Genomic DNA, 20,488 nt, shown 5'->3' with positions numbered 1-20,488 from the left:
TGCTGTATTTATCTGGAGAATTTCGACCATGCGACTCGTAACCTATCGCGCCCACGTGAGTGCCGCCGCCCGACTGGGGGCCATCGTGGACGATCTGGTGATTGATCTGCACCACCTGGGCCAGCACTCGGGCCAGGCATTGCCGGACAATATCCTCGACTTTATCGACCTGGGGCCCCATGCCGTGGCCTCGACGACGGCGCTGCTCAAGGCTTGCGCCGGCCAGTGGCCGCTGGACGTGGCTTTGCCGTTGGCCAATGTCAAGCTGCTGGCTCCTATCCCGCGGCCGCGCAAGAACATCTTCGGCATCGGCCTGAACTATGTCGAGCACGTGGCGGAGTCGAGCCGCTCGCTGGACACCTCAAAGGACTTGCCCACGCAGCCGGTGATTTTCTCCAAGCCTCCGACCACGGTGATCGGCCCGGGCGATGCCATCGAACACAACGCAGCCATTACCCGGCAGATGGATTGGGAGGTGGAGCTGGCGGTGATCATGGGGCGCCGCGCCAAAGGTGTGAGCGAGGCCGAGGCGCTGGGCCATGTGTTTGGCTACACCGTGCTCAACGATATCAGTGCCCGTGACAACCGGCGCGCCGGTCAATGGATCTACTCCAAGGGGCAGGACACCTATGCGCCACTGGGCCCGGTGATTGTCACCGCCGATGAGATCACCGACCCGCATAACCTGAACCTGAGCCTCAAGGTCAATGGCGTGGAGAAACAAAACTCCAATACCCGCCATCTGTTGTTCAACATCCCCACGCTGATTGCCGATATCAGTGCCGGTATCACCCTGGAACCGGGAGACATTATTGCCACCGGCACCCCCTCGGGCGTAGGCGCCGGACGTACGCCACAAGAGTGGTTGTGGCCAGGCGATGTGGTTGAGGCATGGGTCGAGAAGATCGGCACGCTGCGCAACCCTGTGGTTGCCGTCGGCGACGAGCCGCGCAAAGGCCAGCCTCAGTAAACAACGGGCCAGCCCTGTGCGGCTGGCCTGATTCCTTCGTGTACAACCGGATGAACTGTCATGCTTGAACTCCCCCGATTCAAGGCTGCGGCGGTACAGACAGCCCCTGTTTTCCTGGACACCGACGCCACCGTCGACAAAGTGATCCGTCTGATTGAGGAAGCCGCCGACAACGGTGCGCGACTGGTGGCTTTTCCCGAGGTGTTTGTGGCGGGCTACCCCTACTGGAACTGGATGGGCAGCCCGATTGAAGGCAGCCCATGGTTCGAGAAACTGGTGCGCTCGGCGATCGAGATTCCCGGCCCCGAGATTGCCAAGATTGCCCAGGCTGCGGCACGCCATCACATCAATGTCGTCGTGGGTGTCAACGAGCGGAGTAGCCATGGCGTGGGTACGCTCTACAACACGCTGGTGACTATTTCCGATGAGGGGCGGATCCTTGGCCGGCACCGCAAGCTGGTGCCGACCTGGGCCGAAAAACTGACCTGGGCGCCTGGCGATGCTTCGGCACTGCGCGTCCATGCCACGACGGTGGGGCCCCTCGGTGCGTTGGCGTGTGGTGAGAACACCAACACCCTGGCCCGGTTTGCCTTGATCGCCGATGGGGAGTTGGTGCATGTGGCCAGCTACATCTCTTTGCCCGTGGCCCCGTCCGACTACGATATGGCCGAGGCCATCAAGGTCCGCGCGGCTGCGCACTGCTTCGAGGGCAAGCTGTTCACGGTCGTTTCGTGCTCGACGGTCAGTGAAGAGATTATCCAGGCGCTCGAGCCCGATTACCCGCAGGCGCGAGCCTTGCTCTCACGGCGCAACAGTGCGTTTTCCGGGATCCTCGGGCCGGATGGGCGGGTGATCGGCCAGCCGTTGATTGACGAGGAGGGCATTGTCTACGCCGATATCGACCTGTCGCGCTGCATCCAGCCTCGGCAAATGCACGACATCGCCGGTCATTACAACCGCTTTGACATCTTTGACCTGCGGATCAATCGCCGCCCGCAACAGTCGGCTCGTTTCGAGGATATTGGCCCCGTCGAGGAGCCGTCAGTCGAGCCCAGCCAGGAGTTTGTGCCATGAGTCGCCCACGGCCAGTGATTGCCTGCCCGCTGCTGTCCGGGAGGCCTTGAGGCATGTCGCGGGGTACGGGTAATTCCCCCCCGCCGCCGTCAAAGAGGCTAGAATCGTCGCCGGTTCAGGAAGAGGACGAGGCGGCGATTGGAATGGCTAGAACAAAGGCGTTTGTTGATAATTATTTGCCCGCATTGCTCGGCCAGGCCTGGTACCTGGTCTCCACCCAGTTTCATGCCATCGTCGAGCAGCATGGGCTCTCGGTGCTGGAGTGGCGCGTGTTGTCGACGTTGGCCAGTGATGGGGCCATGACCATTAGCGCCCTTGCCCAGACCACGGTAAGCAAGCAGCCGACCGTCACCCGGCTGCTGACCCGGCTTGAGTCGCAGCGGTATGTCGAGCGTTCCACCAGCCTTGACGATCGCCGCTATACTCTGGTGCGTGTCACGCCTACGGGGCGACGCCTGGTCAGCGGCCTGGTGGCCTTGGCCGAGAAACACGAGCGTGAAATTCTGGCCCCCTTCGAGGCGAAGAAGATCGAGGCCCTCAAGGAAGTCTTGCGTGAACTGATCGACCGGCACAGCCCGCGGAATTGAGGGCCGGGGCATCGTCGGCGCCGGCTGGCGATGGCACCCTATATTTCAACAAAGCTTATTAGTCCTTTAAGTTTTTATATATTTTTCAAGTGCTGATTGTGAATTAACCTTGCCCAAGCAACGTTAATTGATTTCAGGTTTGTGGATATATAAGCGCTGAGGGGCTGCAATGATTAAATGTGATACTGAATCGCGCACCTGTTCAGTTGATGGCGAGGCAAGTGCCCCTGGTTTGACGCTAGGCAAAAAGCAAACCGAATATGTCGTGCACTATATCGGTGATCCGATGTGTTCCTGGTGCTGGGGGATTTCCCCGGTCATTGAAGGTCTGGCTGCGTATTGTTCAGCACAAGGCATCGCTTTTGTTTTGACGGTCGGTGGCCTGCGTGCCGGCGGTGGCGACCCATGGACAGAACCCTTCAAGGCATTCTTGAGAAACGAGTGGGCGCATATCCAGCAAGTGACCGGTCAACCGTTCGGCGGGGACTTATTGTCCAGAGACACGTTTAACTACGACACGGAGCCGGCCTGCCGCGCGGTGGTTACTGCCGCCATGATGATTGAACTGCAGGAACTTGAAACGTTCACCGTGTTGGATTTCTTCAAGGCGGTTCAATACAAGTTTTATGTTGAAGGCCAGGACCCGACGCAGGTGGAGTTTTATCGCAGTATCTGTGACCTGGGTTTGAACTTTTCCGAGTTCGTATTGCTGTTCGAGTCGCCCATGATGAAAAGACGGGTGGAGCAGGAGTTCAAGAGTTGCCGCAGTTGGGGGATCAATGCGTTCCCCAGCATCCTGGTTGAACGCAAAGGCGAGCGGACATTGCTGGCCGTTGGCGAAGTGTCTGAGGCCCAGTTGATTGCCCGGCTGGAAGAGGTCATGGGGCGTGCCAGGTAAGTGTGTTTGACGCTTGGCAAGCCATTTAAAACCGTTGTATCTGATGGTGGAGTTTATATGCCAGTTGAAAAAACGTTATATGTCGCGCATGCCCAGGCCAGTGGCGGCAGAGAAGGGCGAGCCTTTACCGAAGATCGGGTGCTCGATGTAAAGCTGACAATGCCCAAGACCCTGGGCGGTAACGGAGCGGCGGGCAGTAACCCGGAGCAGTTATTCGCGGCGGGTTATTCGGCCTGCTTCCTGGGCGCACTGGGTTTTGTGGCTGCCAACGACAAGGTGAAGTTGCCGGCCGATACCCTTATCGACGGCTATGTTGGCATTGGCCCTATTCCCACCGGGTTTGGCATTGAAGTCGAACTGAAGATCTCGCTGCCCGGGATGCCGCGCGATGTGGCCGAACGTCTGGTGGAGAAGGCGCATATCGTGTGCCCTTATTCCAATGCGACACAGGGCAATATCAAGGTGACCTTGACGCTGGTCTGATATCGCCCGGTGGGTCGGTAAGAACGTGGCGGTTGGTATCCATAGAGGGGCGAGGGCGAATGAGAGATTCGGCCTCGCCCCTTTGTCGTTGTCAGTGACCTCGGGCAGGTCAATCGATTGTTCTGGATTCGCAAACACTGTAGTCGCCGAGAAGAGAATTGTTGGGGTAATCGCGGGCTTGTAGCCTGACGTACAACCGAGCGCGGTGAATGCAACGTCAGTTTCTTTTTCTAAACCGTCCACTTGCGTAAAGCATCTGCCCCGGCATGTTGGTTATACCTGCACGCTGCGCTTTTGAGCGCCCGGACGTTGCTGATACGCAGCCGTTTTGGAGTACGACATGACAGATAACAATGATAAAAAACTGTTTGGCCGAGACTTCTCGCGCCGTGATTTCCTGGGGGCCGCCGGCGTTGTGACCGGTGGAGCGGCGTTGTCGAGCCTGCCATTGAGCTTCGCCGTGGGCGGCGAACGGGTGATCAAAATCGGCTATGTCAGCCCGCAGACCGGCCCCTTGGCACCCTTTGCGGCGGCCGATCAGTACATCATCGAATCGCTCAAGCGCTTGTTGAAGAATACGCTCGACGTTTCCGGCAAGGCCTATCGCCTGGAGGTGCTGGTCAAGGACAGCCAGTCCAACCCCAACCGAGCGGCAGAGGTGGCGAGTGAGCTGATTCTGTCTGACCAGGTGGACCTGATGCTGGTGTCGTCAACGCCGGAAACCACCAACCCAGTTTGCGATCAATGTGAAATCAACGAAATCCCCTGTATTTCCACGGTCGCGCCGTGGCAGCCCTGGTTCTTTACCCGTGGTGGTCAGCGCGATCAAGGGTTCGAGTGGACCTACCACTTCTTCTGGGGGTTGGAAGATGTCATCGGCACGTACACCGCAATGTGGGAGGGCATGCCGACCAACAAGTCCGTGGGGGGCCTGTTCCCCAACGACGGTGACGGCAATGCGTGGGGCGACGCCCAGTCAGGCTTCCCGCCGGTGTTGGCACAGAAGGGCTTGCGGCTGATCGATCCCGGGCGCTTTCAAAGCCTGACTGATGACTTTTCGGCACAGATCGCCGCGTTCAAGCGCGCTGAGGTGGAAATCGTCACGGGGGTGGTCATTCCCCCAGACCTGAACACCTTCTGGACCCAGGCCCGCCAGCAAGGTTTCAAGCCCAAAGTGGTATCGGTCGGCAAGGCCTTGTTGTTTCCCACGGCGGTCGAGGCGCTGGGCAAGGCCGGTAACAACCTGTCGACCGAAATCTGGTGGAGCCCGACGCATCCGTTCAGTTCCTCGCTGACCGGCGCCAACGCCGCACAGTTGGCTCAGGACTTTACCCGGGCAACGGGCAAGCAGTGGACGCAGCCGCTGGGTTTTGTGCATGCCCTGTTTGAACTGGCAGTGGACATCCTCAAGCGTACCGAGGAACTCGGTAACCCTCACGCCGTACGGGATGCCTTGCTCAAGACCCGGCTCAATACGGTGGTCGGGCCGATCAACTGGCGCGACGGGCCGGTGAAGAACGTCGCCAAGACCCCCCTGGTCAGCGGCCAGTGGCGCTTGGGCAAAGACCAGCAATACGACCTGATCGTGACCAGCAACGCCACCGCACCGGGCATCCCCCTGGGTGGCGAGATGCAGGCCATTACGTATTGATCGCTCCAACAAAAGCGGGTGCACCATGCAACAGCCACTTCTACACATGAACGATGTGCATAAAAGCTATGGGGCGGTGAAGGTGACGCAGGCAATGAGCCTGGCCCTGCAACCGGGTGAGGCCCTGGGCATCATAGGGCCCAACGGTGCCGGTAAAAGCACGCTGTTCAACCTGATTGCCGGAGGCGTCGCGGCCGACAGCGGCACGATCCATTTCGAGGGCCGCAACGTTACCCGCGAGCCCGTATTCAAACGTTGCCACCAAGGCATCGGCCGCTCCCATCAGATCCCGCATCCGTTCGTAAAAATGACCGTGTTCGAGAACCTGCTGGTCGGCGCCACCTTTGGCGGGCGCTTGAGCCATCAGGACGCCAACCAATGGTGCGTCCAGATCCTGGAGCTGACAGGCCTGATTCCCAAGGCCAACGTACTGGCGGGCTCATTGACCCTGCTTGAGCGCAAACGCCTGGAAATGGCGCGTGCCTTGTCGACCCAACCGCGCCTGTTGCTCCTCGATGAAATCGCTGGCGGGCTGACCGAACCGGAATGCCTGGCGTTGGTGGAAACCATCCAGGGCATCCATAAGGCGGGCGTCGCCATCATCTGGATCGAACACATCGTGCATGCGTTGCTGGCGGTGGTCAGCCGTCTGACGGTGATCAACTTCGGGGCCAAGCTGGCGGAAGGGGAGCCGCGCAGCGTGATGGCCGACCCCCAGGTCCAGAGCATCTATCTGGGTATCGGGAGCTGAACCATGCCGATCTCTTCAACGGTGTTGTGCGTTGAACAACTGAGTGCCGGTTACGGCGACTTTCAGGCGCTGTTCGATATCAACCTGACCCTTGCGCAGGGCGAAACCGTGGCGATCATCGGCTCGAACGGCGCGGGCAAGTCGACGTTCCTGCGCTCGTTGGCCGGCCTGATCAAAAATCAGCCCGGCGCCATTAAGTTCATGGGCCAGGCCATTGGCGATATGGCGGCCAATCAAGTGCTTGAGCGAGGCATTGCGTTGGTGCCGGAAGGCAGAAAGCTGTTCCCGTCGTTGAGTGTCGAGGAAAACCTCTTGATCGGCGCCTACAGCCGGCGGCCCGGGCCGTGGACACTGGCGCGGATCTATCAGTTGTTCCCGGTGCTGGAGCAACTGCGCAAGCGTCCTGGCACTGCCCTGTCCGGCGGCCAGCAGCAAATGGTGGCGATTGGCCGGGGCTTGATGGCTAACCCGTCCCTGCTGTTGTGCGACGAGATCAGCCTGGGCCTGGCGCCGACCACGATCAAGGATATCTATGCGGCACTGCCCTCGATCAAGGCCGACGGCACCACGGTGATTCTGGTCGAGCAGGATATCAATCAGGCCTTGAGTGTCTGCGACCGCTTCTATTGCTTCCAGGAAGGGCGTGTGTCCCTGAGCGGTCGCCCGGCAGAGGTGGATCCGGCACATATCAAAACCGCGTACTTCGGGATCTAGTTATGGAATGGCTCAATGCATTGCTGCAGGGCGTGTTGCTGGGTGGCCTCTACGCGATGTTCGCGGTGGGGCTGTCGTTGATGTTCGGCATCATGCGCCTGGTCAATATCGCCCATGGCGACTTTATCGTACTGGCCTCTTACCTGGCGCTGGTGGTGGTCAATCACCTGGGGTTCAGCCCCCTGGCCAGCTTGCTGGTGGTGGTGCCGCTGATGTTCTGTTTCGGCTATCTGCTGCAACGGTTGTTGCTCAACCGCACACTCGGCCAGGACATTCTGCCGCCACTGCTGGTGACCTTTGGTCTGTCGATCATCGTACAAAACGCGCTGCTGGAGTTTTTCAGCGCCGACAGCCAGAAGTTGTCCCAGGGCGAGCTTGAGGTCGCCAGTGTCAGCCTGGGCAGTCTGAACGTGGGGCTGATGCCGCTCATCGTGTTTGGCAGTGCGTTGTTGATCATCGCCAGCCTGCAATTGCTGTTCTACAGAACCGCGCTCGGCCGGGCATTTCGTGCCACTTCCGATGACCCGCAAACGGCGCGCCTGATGGGGGTCGACAACAGGCATATCTTCGGCCTGGCCATGGCGCTGGCCATGGCCGTGGTGTCGATTGCCGGGGTGTTCCTGGCGATTCGCACCAGTTTCGACCCCACGGTAGGGCCGGCGCGGCTGTTGTACGGTTTTGAAGCGGTGATCATTGGCGGGTTGGGCAGCCTCTGGGGCACCCTGGCCGGCGGGGTGATTCTCGGTGTGGCCCAGACCCTGGGCGCCAAAATCGATCCCGGCTGGCAAATCCTCGCCGGTCACCTGGTGTTTCTGCTGATCCTGGTCGTGCGCCCGCGTGGCCTGTTCCCTCGGAGTGTCGACTGATGAATGCCCTGAATAATCCTGCGCCCGGCTATCGAGTACACAGAAGCACCACCAGCAGCCTGATCGGCTTGTCCCTGCTGGGCATCTGTGTCGTGGTGTTGATCAGTGCGCCGTTCTGGGCCGAGCGTTCCAGCCTGCGGCTGGTCATCGAGTTCGCCTATTACCTGGCCCTGGCGCAAATGTGGAATCTGCTGGCCGGCTACGCAGGCCTGGTCTCGGTGGGGCAGCAGGCGTTCGTCGGGCTGGGCGGCTATCTGTTGTTTATGTTGTCCATGCACGTGGGGGTGCCGCCATTGTTCGCGGTTTTGCTCTCCGGTGTGTTGGTGGCCTTGCTGGCGATTCCCACGGCGCTGATCGTGTTTCGCTTGCGCGGTGCCTATTTCGCAATTGGGACCTGGGTTGTGGCGGAAGTCTTTCGCTTGGGGTTGGCGCAGATCAGCCATTTCGGTGGCGGTTCCGGGCAAAGCCTGCCCGCCGCCATCGTGCGCCAGATCGGCAGTGACCGGGACGAGCGCGAAATGCTGGTCTACTTCACGGCACTGGCCATTGCGATTGCAGCGGTGGCGGTGGTGTTTTTGTTGCTGCGTTCGCGACAGGGCCTGGCCCTGGCTTCGATTCGCGATTCCGAGCCGGCGTCCGGCAGCCTGGGGGTCAACACCTTCCGGGTCAAGTTGATGGTGTATGTACTGGCCGCCGGGTGCACGGGGGTGATCGGGGCGCTGATCTTCCTGCAAAAGCTGCGCATTTCACCGGATGCCGCGTTCAGCCTGCAGGACTGGACCGCGGTGGTGATCTTTATCGTCATCATTGGCGGCATCGGCACCTTGGAGGGGCCTTTGATCGGTACGCTGATTTACTTCCTGTTGCGTGGTTATCTGGCCCAGTTCGGGGCCTTGTACATGATTATCCTGGGCGTGGTGGCGGTGGTGATGATGCTCAAGGCGCCGCAAGGTGTCTGGGGCCTGATCAGCGAACGCCTGGGTTGGCAGGTTTTCCCCATGCAGCGGCGCTTGTCGGTCCCGGGGCAAACGTAGCGTGTGCCAAGGTGGTGGAGTGGAAAGGGGTTAGCAGGCTAACCTCGCCGTTCCTATAAGAACAAAAGCCGCCAGAGAACCTACCCCATGGACCGTTTACTCAGTGTCGAAGCCTTTGTGCGTGTGGCCGAGACCGGCAACTTCGCCAAGGCAGCCCTGCAACTGGGCGTGACCCGCTCGGTGATCACCCATCGTATTCAACAACTGGAACAGTTCATCAATGCCCCGCTGTTCCATCGCAGTACACGGCATGTGCGGCTCTCCGAGGTGGGCGAGACGTACTACAAGGAATGCGCGGATATGGTCGCCAGCTTCAACTCGCTGACCGAGCACATGCGCGAGTTGCGCGCCAAGCCCACCGGCAAATTGCGCGTGCAGATGCTGCCTGGCTTTGCCATCGGTCATTTCGGCAGGATGTTGGCCGAGTTCACCGGGTTGTACCCGGACATCGAGGTCGACGTCATCGTCAACGACCGGGTGGTGGACCCGATCGAAGAGGGCTTCGATGTGGCCTTCCAGATGTTCCCGCCCATGGCCGAGACCCTGATCGAGCGCAAGCTGTTCAGCGTGCGCCGCTTGTTTTGTATGTCGCCCGATTATGTCGCCGAGTTCGGCGCGCCCAGGCACCCGCAAGAACTGCTGCAACACAAGATCGCCTTGTACGAGGGCTATCCGTCACGTAACCGCTGGATCTTCACCGCCGACAATGAGCAGGTGGAACTGAGCCTGCCGGGCCAGGTGCGCTCCAATTCGGTGCATTTGCTGCGCGACTACGCGGCAACCGGGGTGTGTATTGTTTGCTTGCCGACACTGGTGGCAAGCGATGACTTGCTCAGTGGCCGGCTGATCCCGGTCCTGCCTGAATACGCGTTGTCATCCTTCAACTTTTCCGCCGTGTATCCGGCGACCCAGCGCCGGGCTTTGAAGGTGCGCACGCTGATTGATTTCCTGGTGGAAAACTTCGGTGACGAGCCTTGCTGGGACAAGCCTTTGCTGGCGCGCGGCTGGGTGCGTTAGTGAGGTGCCTGGCCTGCCAGTGTTTGCGTTTGGCGAACACTGTTGTCGCCGGTGCAGTCATTGTTGCCAAGGGATGTGCGACGTATCGTTGACCCACTGTGACAACAACAAGACGGTGAACACCATGGGTAGCACTGCAATCGAAACGATCTTCGGCTCGCTGGACAAATACGACAAAGGCTCGGTTGAAATCATCAAGGGCCAGGCCAGTCACTATGCCTTTTCAAATATTTTTGAAGTGGCGCAAAAGTCCGCGCCTTACGAAAAAGTCGTGGTCGGCCTCAACCTCGGCTACGTCATTGAAACCCTGCGTGCCGAAGGCCAGTCGCCTTGGTTCACGGCCGCGCACGACGAATTCGCCATTGTCATGGATGGCGAGGTCCGCGTGGATTTTCTCAAGCTCGATGCGCCGTTGACCGCCGGCGAGGGCACGCAATTGGCCGGCGAGCTGCCGGCGGGCAAACCGATGGGGTATGTGCTGCTCAAGCGGGGTCACCAGTGTGTGCTGCCCGCTGGCACGGCATACCGCTTCGACAGCCGCCACCCGGGGGTGATCTTGCAGCAAACCATCAAGGGCGTGTTGTCGGTCGAGAAGTGGGCAGACATCTGCCTGCAGTGACCTGCCTTGTTGCCTTGTGACAAGCGCCATCAGCCCAATAAGAGGAATGCCGTCATGGCCATGCTTGAAAAAACTGTCGACCTGCCATCCTTTGCCGACCACGACGTCCAGGCCAGCGCGCCCCATGCGGTCACCGGCTATTGCACCTTTACGCTTGGCGCCTTCGAGCTGTCACGCGATGAATACTTTGCCCGGATTACCTGGCCCGCCAAGGGGCAGACCCGCTCGCACCTGATGCCAATCGACGCCTTTTTGCGCGCCATGATGCGAGACGTGGCCTGGGGCTTTTTCTACGGCTGGGTCAACTTCGACCACGTTATCGGGACCCGCAATTATTACGGCAAAGTCGATCTGTACGCCGGTACATTCAATGGCACGCTCAAGGCGGCGGGCGTCAATTACACCGAGAATTTTGAAACGCCGTTGATCATGGCGACCTTCAAAGCCATTTTGTACGACTGGACCAATGCCACCTTCGATCCGTTCGCGGCACCGGAAGAAACCGGAACCGCATTCGGGCGCAAGAACGGTCACAACATCGAGGCCATCGAGCGTTTTCGCATTGCCACCAAGCGCATGCCCGGGCTGGCGGATGATTCGCCACTGCGTAACGACCTGCCGGTCAACCGTCAATTCAGCGATGTGGACCAGGACGAACCACAAGTGCATGCCGCCGCGGGTTTCGAGGGGCAACTGCATGCCTTCAGCCTGTTCAAGTACCTGTCGCGTTCCGATGTGACCTGGAACCCCTCGGTGACCTCGGTGTGCAAGGCCAGCCTGTTTTGCCCAACGACGGAGGAGTTCATCCTGCCGGTGTTCCATGGCAATGACCGGGTCGAGTGGTTCCTGCAACTGTCCGACGAAATCATCTGGGACGTGGGCGACAAGGAGGACGGCAGCCCGCGAGCCCGCATCACCATGCGCGCCGGCGATATCTGCGCCATGCCGGCAGACATCCGTCACCAGGGGTATTCGACCAAGCGCTCAATGCTGCTGGTGTGGGAAAACGCGACCCCCGATCTGCCGCAACGCTATGAAAGCGGCGAGCTCAAACCCTACCCGATCGAGTTCTAGGGCTTCGCGCCTGGCCCGGCACCTGCCGGGCCATGTTCTCCAGAATCACGTCGTCAGACGCTGTGCCGGTGGCACGGTGTGAGGAAAGTATTATGCAAAATAAGCTCTATATCGATGGCCGATTCGTGGATGCGCTCGCCGGTGGCACCATTGACGTGGTGTCGCCCCATGACGGTTCGTTGATCACCCGTGTCGCCGCCGCCGAAGCAGCTGACATCGATCTTGCCGTCGCCGCCGCCCAGCGTGCGTTTGCGCCCTGGGCGGCGCTGGGCGCCGCCGAGCGCGGGCGCTTGTTGCTCAAGCTGGCGGACAGGATCGAAGCATGCGCTGAAGAACTGGCGCAGCTTGAGTCGCTGAACACCGGCCACCCGATTCGTGATTCCCGGGGCCTCGATGTGCCGCGTACGGCGGCCTGTTTCCGCTACTTCGGGGGGATGGCCGACAAGATCGAAGGCGCCGTGATTCCAGTGGAGGCCGGGTTCCTCAATTATGTGCAGCGCAAGCCGATCGGTGTGGTCGGGCAGATCGTGCCGTGGAACTTTCCGCTGATGTTCACCAGTTGGAAAATGGGGCCGGCCCTGGCGGCCGGCAACACCATCGTTATCAAACCCTCTGAAATCACGCCGCTATCGACCTTGCGCATTGTCGAGCTGATGACCGAGGTGGGGTTCCCCAAGGGCGTGGTCAACGTTGTGCCGGGTTATGGCCATACCGCCGGCCAGGCCCTGGCAGAGCACCCGGGTGTGGGCAAGATTGCCTTTACCGGGTCGACATCGACCGGTCGCCGGATCGTGGAGGCGTCAACCGGCAACCTCAAGCGCATTCAGCTGGAACTGGGCGGCAAGGGCGCCAACATTGTGTTTGAAGATGCCAATCTGGACGCGGCGGTCAACGGCGCCGCCTGGGCGATCTTTCACAACCAGGGCCAGGCCTGCATTGCCGGTTCGCGCCTGATTCTGCACAAGAATATTGCCGAGCGCTTTCTTGAGCGTTTTATCGCGCTGGCCGAATCCATTCGCCTGGGCGACCCGATGGACCCGGCGACCGAAATGGGGCCATTGACCTCGGCCCTGCACCGTGACCGCGTGCTGGCTTATGTCGATATTGCGCTGGCGCAGGGCGGCAAAATCCTCACCGGTGGCAAGGCGCCCGATGATCCGGCATTGGCCAACGGCTTCTATGTGCAGCCGACGGTTATCGAGGCGTCGCCTGAGGACCGCGTGTGCCAGGAGGAGGTGTTCGGCCCCTTCGTCACGGTCATGCGTTTCAGCACCGATGAAGAGGCGCTGGCCATCGCCAATAGCACCGAGTACGGGCTGGGGAGCGGCCTGTGGACGCAGGACCTGACCCGGGCCCACAAAATGGCCAATGCCATCCACGCCGGTATGTGCTGGATCAACTGCTACAAGCGCGTCAGCCCCGGCAGCCCCTTTGGTGGCGTCGGCCAATCGGGCTACGGCCGGGAAATGGGCTTTGAGGCGATCCATGATTACACCGAGGCGCGATCGGTCTGGGTCAATGTCGATGCCAAAATCCCTCCTCACTTCAAACGCTGAGGTTTGCCATGCATTCTTTTGTGTACCAAAGCCTGCCGACCCGTGTGGTGTTCGGCTGGGGCAAGCTCTCGGCGCTGGCCGAAGAGATCGAGCGTCTGGGGGCCAAGCGCGCGCTGATTCTCACCACGCCGGAACAACAGGGGCTTGGCGAGCGGGTAGCGGCGCTGCTGGGTGAGCGTGCGGCCGGTATCTATCCCAAGGCGGTGATGCATGTGCCACTGGAGGTGGCGCAAGCGGCGCGCCTGGAGGCGGCCCGTCTTGGGGCCGATTGCTGCGTAGCCATTGGCGGCGGCTCGACCATTGGCCTGGGCAAGGCGATTGCGATGGAGTCGGGCTTGCCGATCGTCGCCGTGCCGACGACCTATGCGGGTTCGGAAATGACCCCGATTTACGGGCTGACCGAAAATCGCTTGAAGAAAACCGGGCGCGATCCCAGGGTTTTACCCAAGACCGTCATCTACGACCCGCAACTGACACTGAGCCTGCCAACGCAGATTAGCGCGTGCTCCGGCATGAACGCCATGGCCCATGCGGTGGAAGCGTTGTATGCCGAAGACGCTAACCCGATCATCGGCTTTATGGCCGAGGAGTCCATTCGCTCCCTGGCGCAGGCCTTGCCGGGCGTGGTCAAGGACCCCAATGACCCACACGCCCGCAGCCAGGCGTTGTATGGGGCGTGGTTGGCCGGTATTTGCCTGGGGTCGGTGGGGATGGCCCTGCACCATAAGCTTTGCCATACCCTGGGCGGGACGTTCAACCTGCCCCATGCCCAGGCTCACGCGATCGTCCTGCCCCATGCCGCGCATTACAACCGGCAGGCGGCTGCTGGACCTTTACAGCGGGCTGCCCGTGCCTTGGGGGGCAATGAGGCCGCAGAGGTGGGGGAACTGTTGTACGCCTTGAACCAACAACTGGGGGTTCCCCTGGCCCTGGCTGAAATCGGCCTGCCTGAGCACGGACCGGCCGAAGCGGCGCAAATCGCCTGTGCCAGCCCGTACTACAACCCGCGACCGTTCGAGCGCCAGCCCATCGAGGCGCTGTTGACGCGGGCCAGGAACGGACTGGCGCCAGCCGATTGATCACAGGTGGCGTCTTCTCAGTCATTTCGGAGTAACCACAATGAGCGATCACAACACCGACCTTGAGGCGCAGATTTCCCAGCAGGTGCTGAACAGTTTCGACAATACCCCCGATGCGCGCTTCAAGCAGATCATGCACAGCCTTGTTCGCCATCTGCATGGGTTTGTCCGCGAGGTTGAACTGACCGAGCGCGAATGGCTGGACGGGATCCGCTTCCTGACGGACACCGGGCACATGTGCGATGGCCAGGTGCGCCAGGAATTTATTCTGTTGTCCGATACCCTCGGTGTGTCGATGCTGGTCGATGCGATCAACCACCGACACAGCATCGATGCCACGCAAACCACGGTGTTCGGGCCGTTCTATATCGAAGGCATGCCTGAGCGGGCCTACGGCGAAAACATGGCGTTCACCCCGGGCCAGAGGGCACTGGTGCGCGGGCGTGTGGTGGACGCCCATGGCAACCCCCTGGCCGGTGCCGTGCTGGACGTTTGGCAGACGGCTGAAAATGGCATGTATTCGGGCCAGGATCCAGAGCAGCCCTTGGGCAACCTGCGAGGGCGTTACCGCACCGATGCCGATGGCTATTTTGCGATCTGCACGATAGTCCCGGTGTGTTATCCGATCCCCACCGACGGCCCCGTCGGCCGCATGCTCAAGGCTGCCAACCGCCACCCATGGCGCCCCGCGCACCTGCATTTCCTGATTGAACAACCGGGCTATCGCACACTGGTGACCCACTTGTTCAATCGGGATGATCCGTACCTGGAGTCTGACGCGGTGTTTGGCGTCAAACAGTCCTTGCAGGTGATCTATGAAGATCGCGTGACCCATGACGATGTGTCCTCCCGACTGGGGATCGCCTTGCCGTTCAAGCGTGCGAGTTATGAATTTGTCATGGAGGCCGAGTAAGCCATGGCGCAGCTGTTTGCGATATTCGCCTCTGACCACCCCGACTCCCTGGCCTTGCGCCAGCGATTGCGCCCCAGTCATCAAGCGCACTTGCGGGCAACCCAGGCACATCGGGTGGTGGTGCGGTTTGGTGGGCCGACCCTCGATGACGGCGGTGTCAACATGAACGGCACACTCTTGGTCATCGAAGCCGGCAGCCTGGCCGACGTGAAAGCATTCGTTCAGGACGACCCCTATGTCCAGGGCGGGTTGTTTGCCTCGCTGCAGATCCGCCCTTGGCATTGGAGCCTGGGCAACCCACACCTTCAGGACCCGACATGAGCGGCATCACGTTGTGCCAGTTGGAAGACATCGCCGATGGCGGTGCCCTGGGGTTGCCCGGGCATCAGCACCTGCACCCCTCGGGCCTGGTGGCGGTGCGCCAGGGCCGGGAGGTGTGGGTGTACATCAATCGCTGCCCGCACTTTTCGGTGCCGCTCAACTATCACCCGCAACGGTTCTGCACCTATCAAGGCAACCTGTTGATGTGTGCTCACCACAGCGCGATGTTTCGTTTCAAGGATGGCGCCTGTATCGATGGGCCCTGCAAAGGGGCGCAATTGGTTCCCGTCGCGGTGCGTCGGGTGGGCGAGCGTGTCGTACTGGATGTCTGAGAGGGTTGTGCCAATGGCCAGAGGGGCCTGCTTCGATCAATAAAACCAACAATAATAAGGTGAATCCATGTGCAAGCTTTCGCGTTTTGTGTGGTTGCTGTTCCTATCGATGGCATCACTGATCTGCCAGGCAGAAGGGGCGAAACGTCCCAATGTCTTGCTGATCGTTGCCGATGACCTGGGCTTTTCCGACACCCAACCCTTTGGCGGTGAAATCGCCACGCCGAACCTGCAGCAATTGGCGCAGGAAGGCGTCCGCCTGGGGGACTTCTATGCCGGGCCGACGTGTTCGTTGAGCCGCTCGATGTTGCTGTCCGGCATCGACAATCATCAGTCAGGGTTTGGCACGATGGCCGAATACCTGCAGCCGGAACAGAAGGGCAAGCCCGGATACGAAGGCATGCTGAACCGCAATGTGGTGACGGTGGCTGAGCTGCTCAAGGGCGCGGGTTACAACACCTTTATGAGCGGCAAGTGGCACTTGGGTGCCACCGAACAGAGCAATGCCGCCGCCCGTGGGTTCGAGCGCTCCTTTACCCTGATGCCCGGCGGCGCCAGCCACATGGACAAGAGCCAGATGTTCCCGGGGAACTACAAGGCCCGATACCAGGAAAATGGCAAGGACACGACGATCCCCGAGCCGTTCTATTCCAGCGATTTCTACACGGATAAGTTGCTGGGCTATCTTGAGCGCGACCGTCAGGCAGACAAGCCGTTCTTCGCCTACCTGGCCTTTACCGCACCGCACTGGCCCCTGCAGGCGCCAGACGAATACCTGGCCAAGTACAAGGGAGACTACGCCCAGGGTTATGAAGCGCTACGCCAGCAGCGCCTGGCCAGGATGATCGAGATGGGGCTGGTGCCTGCGGGGACCACGGCCAACGATCCGCTCAAGGACAAGCTGCCTGCCTGGGAGGACCTGAGCGAGGCGCAACGCCAGGAGCAAACCCGGGCCATGCAGATTTATGCGGCCATGGTCGACAACATGGACCACAACATTGGCCGGGTACTTGAACACCTGCGCAAAAGTGGCGAGCTGGATAACACCTTTATTCTGTTCATGTCCGACAACGGCCCGGAGTCGGCGACCCCCGAGTCCCTGGGCACAACGGCCGACCGTGACGGGATCCGCGAGTGGGTGGACAAGACATTCGATAACAGCCCGCAAAATATGGGACGAAAAGGTTCCTACGTGACACTGGGGCCACGCTGGGCGCAGGTCAGTGCGACGCCATTCCCTTACTTCAAGGGCTTCACGGCCAACGGTGGGATCCATGTGCCGGCGATTGTGCGTTATCCAGCGCTCAGCGCCAAAGGCACGATCAATCGGCAGATCCTGCATGCCAAGGATTTCTTGCCGACCGTTCTTGAATTGGCGCAAGTGAGTTATCCCAAACAGTACCAGGGGGCTGCGCTTTTGCCGTTGCAGGGGCGCTCGATGCTGGCTGCGCTTGAGGGCCGCCAGCAGGCGCCACGGATATTGGGCTGGGAGTTCAATGGTCGACGCGCGTTGTACAGCGGCCAGTGGGTTGCCCAGCTCCAGGCGCCGCCGTATGGCAGCGGGCGCTGGGAGTTGTATGACATGCAGCAGGACATGACGTTGGCCCATGACGTCGCGGCGGACAACCCGAAGAAGCTCGCCGAGCTGACCGCCGACTGGGACAAGTATGCCCGGGACAGTGGAGTGGTCCCGGCCCCGGTCCGTTATAAATACGGTCAGATGTTTTGCCTTTTCGACCGTTGTATTCAGTGACAACCCTTTAAATAGGCGCGCTTGCACGGCGCGTCTTTCTCTTTGCAGCGGCTGCGGCTCCGGTTGGCGAATGCCTGACCGGTGTTGACGGCTACCCAATAAAAACAAAAAAGAGAATCTGAAGATGTTGGGAACCGTGATTTCTAGACGTTCTTCGACGCTGTTGGCAGGTGCAAGCCTGATGGCACCGTCACTTTTACTGTGTGCCGATCTGGCACTCGGCAACCCTTTGGAGCAAGAGCGCCCGCTACGCCCGGGGTTACCGCGCTGGATGGAGGACTATCGTTTTCTCGACGATGCGCGCAAGCGGACCGACCCGTTCGATGCCATGCGTTTTCATCGCTTGTCCGACTCGGCCTGGCTGCAAACCGGTGGCGAGGTGCGTTACCGGGCCGATACCGTCGACAGGCCGTTTTTTGGCCTGCGGGGCGGGCATGACGATTCCGCCTTGATGCAGCGGCTGCAAGCCCATGCCGACCTGCATTTGTTCGACGGTGGCCTGCGTATTTTCACGCAGGTGCAGAATACCCGGGCCTGGGGCAAGGACTCACCGTCACCGACCGATGCCAGCCGCAACGATATACAACAGGCCTTCATCGATGGTCGCTTCGAGCTGGGCGGTGCAATGCTGACGGCGCGGCTCGGGCGCCAGGAAATGGCCTACGGTGCCCAGGCATTTGTCACTTACCGGGAAACGCCGAATGTGCGGCAGGCCTTCGATGGTTTACGGTTGACCCTGGAATGGGCTCCGCGCACGCGGCTGGATGTTTTTGCCGTACGTCCGGTCAGGCTTGGCACCGACTCTTTCGACGATGGGTCGAACAATCAAGTCAAGTTCTACGGTCTCTACGGCACGTTACCGTTGTCGTCGCAATGGAACATCGACCTCTACGCCTTTGGGCTGGAAACCGAGCGCAGAACCTTGGCCGGGCTGACCGGCGCGGAGCAGCGTTACACCTTCGGCACAAGGCTATTTGGAAACAGCGGCGCGCTGGATTGGAGTTGGGACCTGGCCGGGCAGTCCGGCACGCTGGCCGGCGGGGATATACGTGCCTGGGCCTTCTCGACGGACAGTGGCTACACCTTTTCAGCGCCCTGGCGCCCGCGCCTGGGGTTGCGGGTTGACGCGGCCAGTGGCGATCGGCAGGCCGGCGACAAACAGGTCGAGACCTTCGACCCGTTGTTCCCGCGCAATGGGGTGTATGGCGAAGCGGCGTTGATCACCCTTTCCAACGCCATTATTGTCGGCCCGGTCCTGGCGTTTTCGCCATGGCCTACGGTGCGCATCGAGCCTGGGGTGTTCAAGGCCTGGAAGCAGCGTGCCGGGGATGCCGTGTATGTCCCGGGCATGGTGCCCATCGTGCCTTCCGGTCAGGGGGCGGGGCGCGAGATCGGGACGATTGCCAGGGCCAATCTGAGATGGCTGGCTTCAAGCAATCTGACGATCGACCTGGATTACAAATACTACGCGGTGGCAAAAATGGTGCGGGAGGCTGGAGGGGATGACAGTCAATTCTTGTCTGTTCGTGGCACCTTTCGTTTTTAGGCGGCCAAGGCCAAGGGGGCTCCTGGTTGACCCGGGAGCCCCGTCCAGGGTTATTGGCAGGCTGCCAAGGCCTTGATAATGCCGCTCCCATACTCGGGATCGGCCTTGGTGCAGTGCTCTATATGCAGGCGTTGGATAGGGGTGGAAACCCCCGCCAGGGCGCGTGCGGTGTTATCGAACAGCGCTTGTTTTTGCTCCGCGGACATTTTTCGGAACAGGGCGCCGGGCTGGGAGAAATAATCGGGATCGACCCGATGATTCCAGTGGCCGGCCGCGCCTTCCAGGGTCGGGCTGGGAGAAATAATCGGGATCGACCCGATGATTCCAGTGGCCGGCCGCGCCTTCCAGGGTCAGGGGCGGCTCTTGAAAATCGGGCTGCTCTTGCCATTCGCCGCGGGTGTTCGGTTCATAGGAGGTGGTGCCTCCGGCATTGGAATCAACCCGCATCAGTCCATCGCGGTGATAGCTGTTGACCCGGGTGGCGCCTCGGGGGGCATTTTAGGAGGTGGTGCCTCCGGCATTGGAATCAACCCGCATCAGTCCATCGCGGTGATAGCTGTTGACCCGGGTGGCGCCTCGGGGGGCATTCACCGGGATTTGCTGGAAGTTGACGCTCAAGCGGTAGCGCTGGGTGTCGCCATAGGAAAACAGACGGCCCTGGAGCATTTTATCCGGTGAAAAACTGATGCCCGGGACGACATTCGCCGGGGAGAAAGCGGCTTGTTCGACGTCGGCAAAATGGTTCTCGGGGTTGCGGTTCAACTCCATGACGCCCACTTCGATCAGTCATTCGCCGGGGAGAAAGCGGCTTGTTCGACGTCGGCAAAATGGTTCTCGGGGTTGCGGTTCAACTCCATGACGCCCACTTCGATCAGTGGGTAGTCGGCTTTTGGCCAGACCTTGGTCAGGTCGAAAGGGTTGATATGGTAGGTGCCCGCTTCCAGTTCCGGCATGATTTGCACAAACAGCTTCCAGCGCGGGAAGTCCTGGTTCTCGATGGCTTCATACAGGTCGCGCTGGTGGGATTCGCGGTCTGTTCCGGCATGATTTGCACAAACAGCTTCCAGCGCGGGAAGTCCTGGTTCTCGATGGCTTCATACAGGTCGCGCTGGTGGGATTCGCGGTCGCGTCCCACCAGTTCCTGGGCCTGGGCATCGGTGAGGTTTTCGATGCCTTGCTGGGTCCGCAGGTGGAACTTGACCCAGTAGCGCTCATTGTTGGCATTGATAAAGCTGAAGGCGTGACTGCCA

General features: G+C 60.5%; 21 protein-coding genes and 1 pseudogene. 20 read left to right on the top strand and 2 right to left on the bottom strand.

Features of this window, described 5'->3' with window-relative positions:
* Window positions 1–28 precede the first annotated feature (28 nt).
* The 20 genes from AO268_RS13025 to AO268_RS12930 all read left to right on the top strand — a co-directional run bounded on the left by AO268_RS13025 (window position 29) and on the right by AO268_RS12930 (window position 19,238).
* A complete protein-coding gene (locus tag AO268_RS13025) occupies window positions 29–970 on the top strand; it encodes a fumarylacetoacetate hydrolase family protein (protein WP_099168915.1) in 942 nt (313 codons plus the stop codon).
* 60 nt (window positions 971–1,030) lie between these two features.
* Window positions 1,031–2,044: a carbon-nitrogen hydrolase family protein gene (locus AO268_RS13020; protein ID WP_099168914.1), complete on the top strand. Its 1,014-nt coding sequence runs from the start codon at window positions 1,031–1,033 to the stop codon at window positions 2,042–2,044.
* Window positions 2,045–2,187: 143 nt separating this feature from the next.
* Window positions 2,188–2,631, top strand: a complete 444-nt coding sequence (locus tag AO268_RS13015; RefSeq protein ID WP_076965218.1) for a MarR family winged helix-turn-helix transcriptional regulator — start codon at window positions 2,188–2,190, stop codon at window positions 2,629–2,631.
* Between the two features lie 169 nt (window positions 2,632–2,800).
* Complete coding sequence (locus AO268_RS13010; RefSeq protein ID WP_141562814.1) at window positions 2,801–3,529, top strand: DsbA family protein; 729 nt, start codon at window positions 2,801–2,803, stop codon at window positions 3,527–3,529.
* A gap of 57 nt (window positions 3,530–3,586) precedes the next feature.
* Window positions 3,587–4,012, top strand: coding sequence for an organic hydroperoxide resistance protein (locus AO268_RS13005; RefSeq protein WP_076965220.1), 426 nt, complete (start codon window positions 3,587–3,589; stop codon window positions 4,010–4,012).
* Between the two features lie 340 nt (window positions 4,013–4,352).
* Entirely contained in the window at window positions 4,353–5,663 is a 1,311-nt protein-coding gene (locus AO268_RS13000) for an ABC transporter substrate-binding protein (protein ID WP_076965221.1), read from the top strand.
* Between the two features lie 25 nt (window positions 5,664–5,688).
* Window positions 5,689–6,414 (top strand): ABC transporter ATP-binding protein, encoded by a 726-nt coding sequence (locus AO268_RS12995; protein ID WP_076965222.1) that lies wholly within the window; start codon window positions 5,689–5,691, stop codon window positions 6,412–6,414.
* 21 nt (window positions 6,415–6,435) lie between these two features.
* A complete protein-coding gene (locus AO268_RS12990) occupies window positions 6,436–7,128 on the top strand; it encodes an ABC transporter ATP-binding protein (RefSeq protein WP_083743133.1) in 693 nt (230 codons plus the stop codon).
* Window positions 7,129–7,130: 2 nt separating this feature from the next.
* Window positions 7,131–7,994, top strand: coding sequence for a branched-chain amino acid ABC transporter permease (locus AO268_RS12985; RefSeq protein WP_076965224.1), 864 nt, complete (start codon window positions 7,131–7,133; stop codon window positions 7,992–7,994).
* On the top strand, window positions 7,994–9,028 hold the full coding sequence (locus tag AO268_RS12980) for a branched-chain amino acid ABC transporter permease (RefSeq protein ID WP_099168913.1): 1,035 nt from the start codon (window positions 7,994–7,996) through the stop codon (window positions 9,026–9,028). The genes AO268_RS12985 and AO268_RS12980 overlap by 1 nt, the downstream gene beginning before the upstream one ends.
* An 87-nt stretch (window positions 9,029–9,115) precedes the next feature.
* The gene (locus AO268_RS12975; protein ID WP_076965226.1) at window positions 9,116–10,045 is read left to right on the top strand and encodes a LysR family transcriptional regulator; all 930 of its coding nucleotides are present in this window, start codon (window positions 9,116–9,118) and stop codon (window positions 10,043–10,045) included.
* Window positions 10,046–10,169: 124 nt separating this feature from the next.
* Window positions 10,170–10,664 (top strand): hydroxyquinol 1,2-dioxygenase, encoded by a 495-nt coding sequence (locus tag AO268_RS12970; RefSeq protein ID WP_076965234.1) that lies wholly within the window; start codon window positions 10,170–10,172, stop codon window positions 10,662–10,664.
* 54 nt (window positions 10,665–10,718) lie between these two features.
* Entirely contained in the window at window positions 10,719–11,738 is a 1,020-nt protein-coding gene (locus AO268_RS12965; protein WP_076965227.1) for a hydroxyquinol 1,2-dioxygenase, read from the top strand.
* 92 nt (window positions 11,739–11,830) lie between these two features.
* The gene (locus AO268_RS12960) at window positions 11,831–13,294 is read left to right on the top strand and encodes an aldehyde dehydrogenase family protein (protein WP_076965228.1); all 1,464 of its coding nucleotides are present in this window, start codon (window positions 11,831–11,833) and stop codon (window positions 13,292–13,294) included.
* Between the two features lie 8 nt (window positions 13,295–13,302).
* Window positions 13,303–14,373, top strand: coding sequence for a maleylacetate reductase (locus tag AO268_RS12955; RefSeq protein WP_076965229.1), 1,071 nt, complete (start codon window positions 13,303–13,305; stop codon window positions 14,371–14,373).
* A 40-nt stretch (window positions 14,374–14,413) separates the two neighbouring features.
* Window positions 14,414–15,286, top strand: a complete 873-nt coding sequence (locus AO268_RS12950; RefSeq protein WP_076965230.1) for an intradiol ring-cleavage dioxygenase — start codon at window positions 14,414–14,416, stop codon at window positions 15,284–15,286.
* Between the two features lie 3 nt (window positions 15,287–15,289).
* Window positions 15,290–15,607 carry a YciI family protein gene (locus AO268_RS12945; protein ID WP_076965231.1) on the top strand — a complete coding sequence of 106 codons (318 nt, stop codon included), beginning with the start codon at window positions 15,290–15,292 and terminating at the stop codon, window positions 15,605–15,607.
* A complete protein-coding gene (locus AO268_RS12940) occupies window positions 15,604–15,939 on the top strand; it encodes a Rieske (2Fe-2S) protein (RefSeq protein ID WP_076965232.1) in 336 nt (111 codons plus the stop codon). Before AO268_RS12945 ends, AO268_RS12940 begins: the two co-directional genes overlap by 4 nt.
* Window positions 15,940–16,048: 109 nt before the next feature.
* Window positions 16,049–17,692 (top strand): arylsulfatase, encoded by a 1,644-nt coding sequence (locus AO268_RS12935; RefSeq protein WP_218927883.1) that lies wholly within the window; start codon window positions 16,049–16,051, stop codon window positions 17,690–17,692.
* Between the two features lie 181 nt (window positions 17,693–17,873).
* On the top strand, window positions 17,874–19,238 hold the full coding sequence (locus AO268_RS12930; RefSeq protein WP_099168911.1) for an alginate export family protein: 1,365 nt from the start codon (window positions 17,874–17,876) through the stop codon (window positions 19,236–19,238).
* Between the two features lie 50 nt (window positions 19,239–19,288).
* On the opposite strand, the gene AO268_RS33995 is transcribed toward AO268_RS12930, so the two are convergent.
* Window positions 19,289–19,444 carry a catalase-related domain-containing protein gene (locus tag AO268_RS33995; RefSeq protein ID WP_179951155.1) on the bottom strand — a complete coding sequence of 52 codons (156 nt, stop codon included), beginning with the start codon at window positions 19,442–19,444 and terminating at the stop codon, window positions 19,289–19,291.
* Window positions 19,445–19,526: 82 nt separating this feature from the next.
* Window positions 19,527–20,488: pseudogene (locus tag AO268_RS33740) on the bottom strand (catalase); the annotation flags it as partial.

Source organism: Pseudomonas sp. ICMP 8385, assembly GCF_002699915.1.
In the GTDB taxonomy this organism is placed as follows: domain Bacteria; phylum Pseudomonadota; class Gammaproteobacteria; order Pseudomonadales; family Pseudomonadaceae; genus Aquipseudomonas; species Aquipseudomonas gessardii.
Note: the sequence above shows the minus strand (reverse complement) of the source record. Positions and strands in the feature narration are given on the sequence as shown.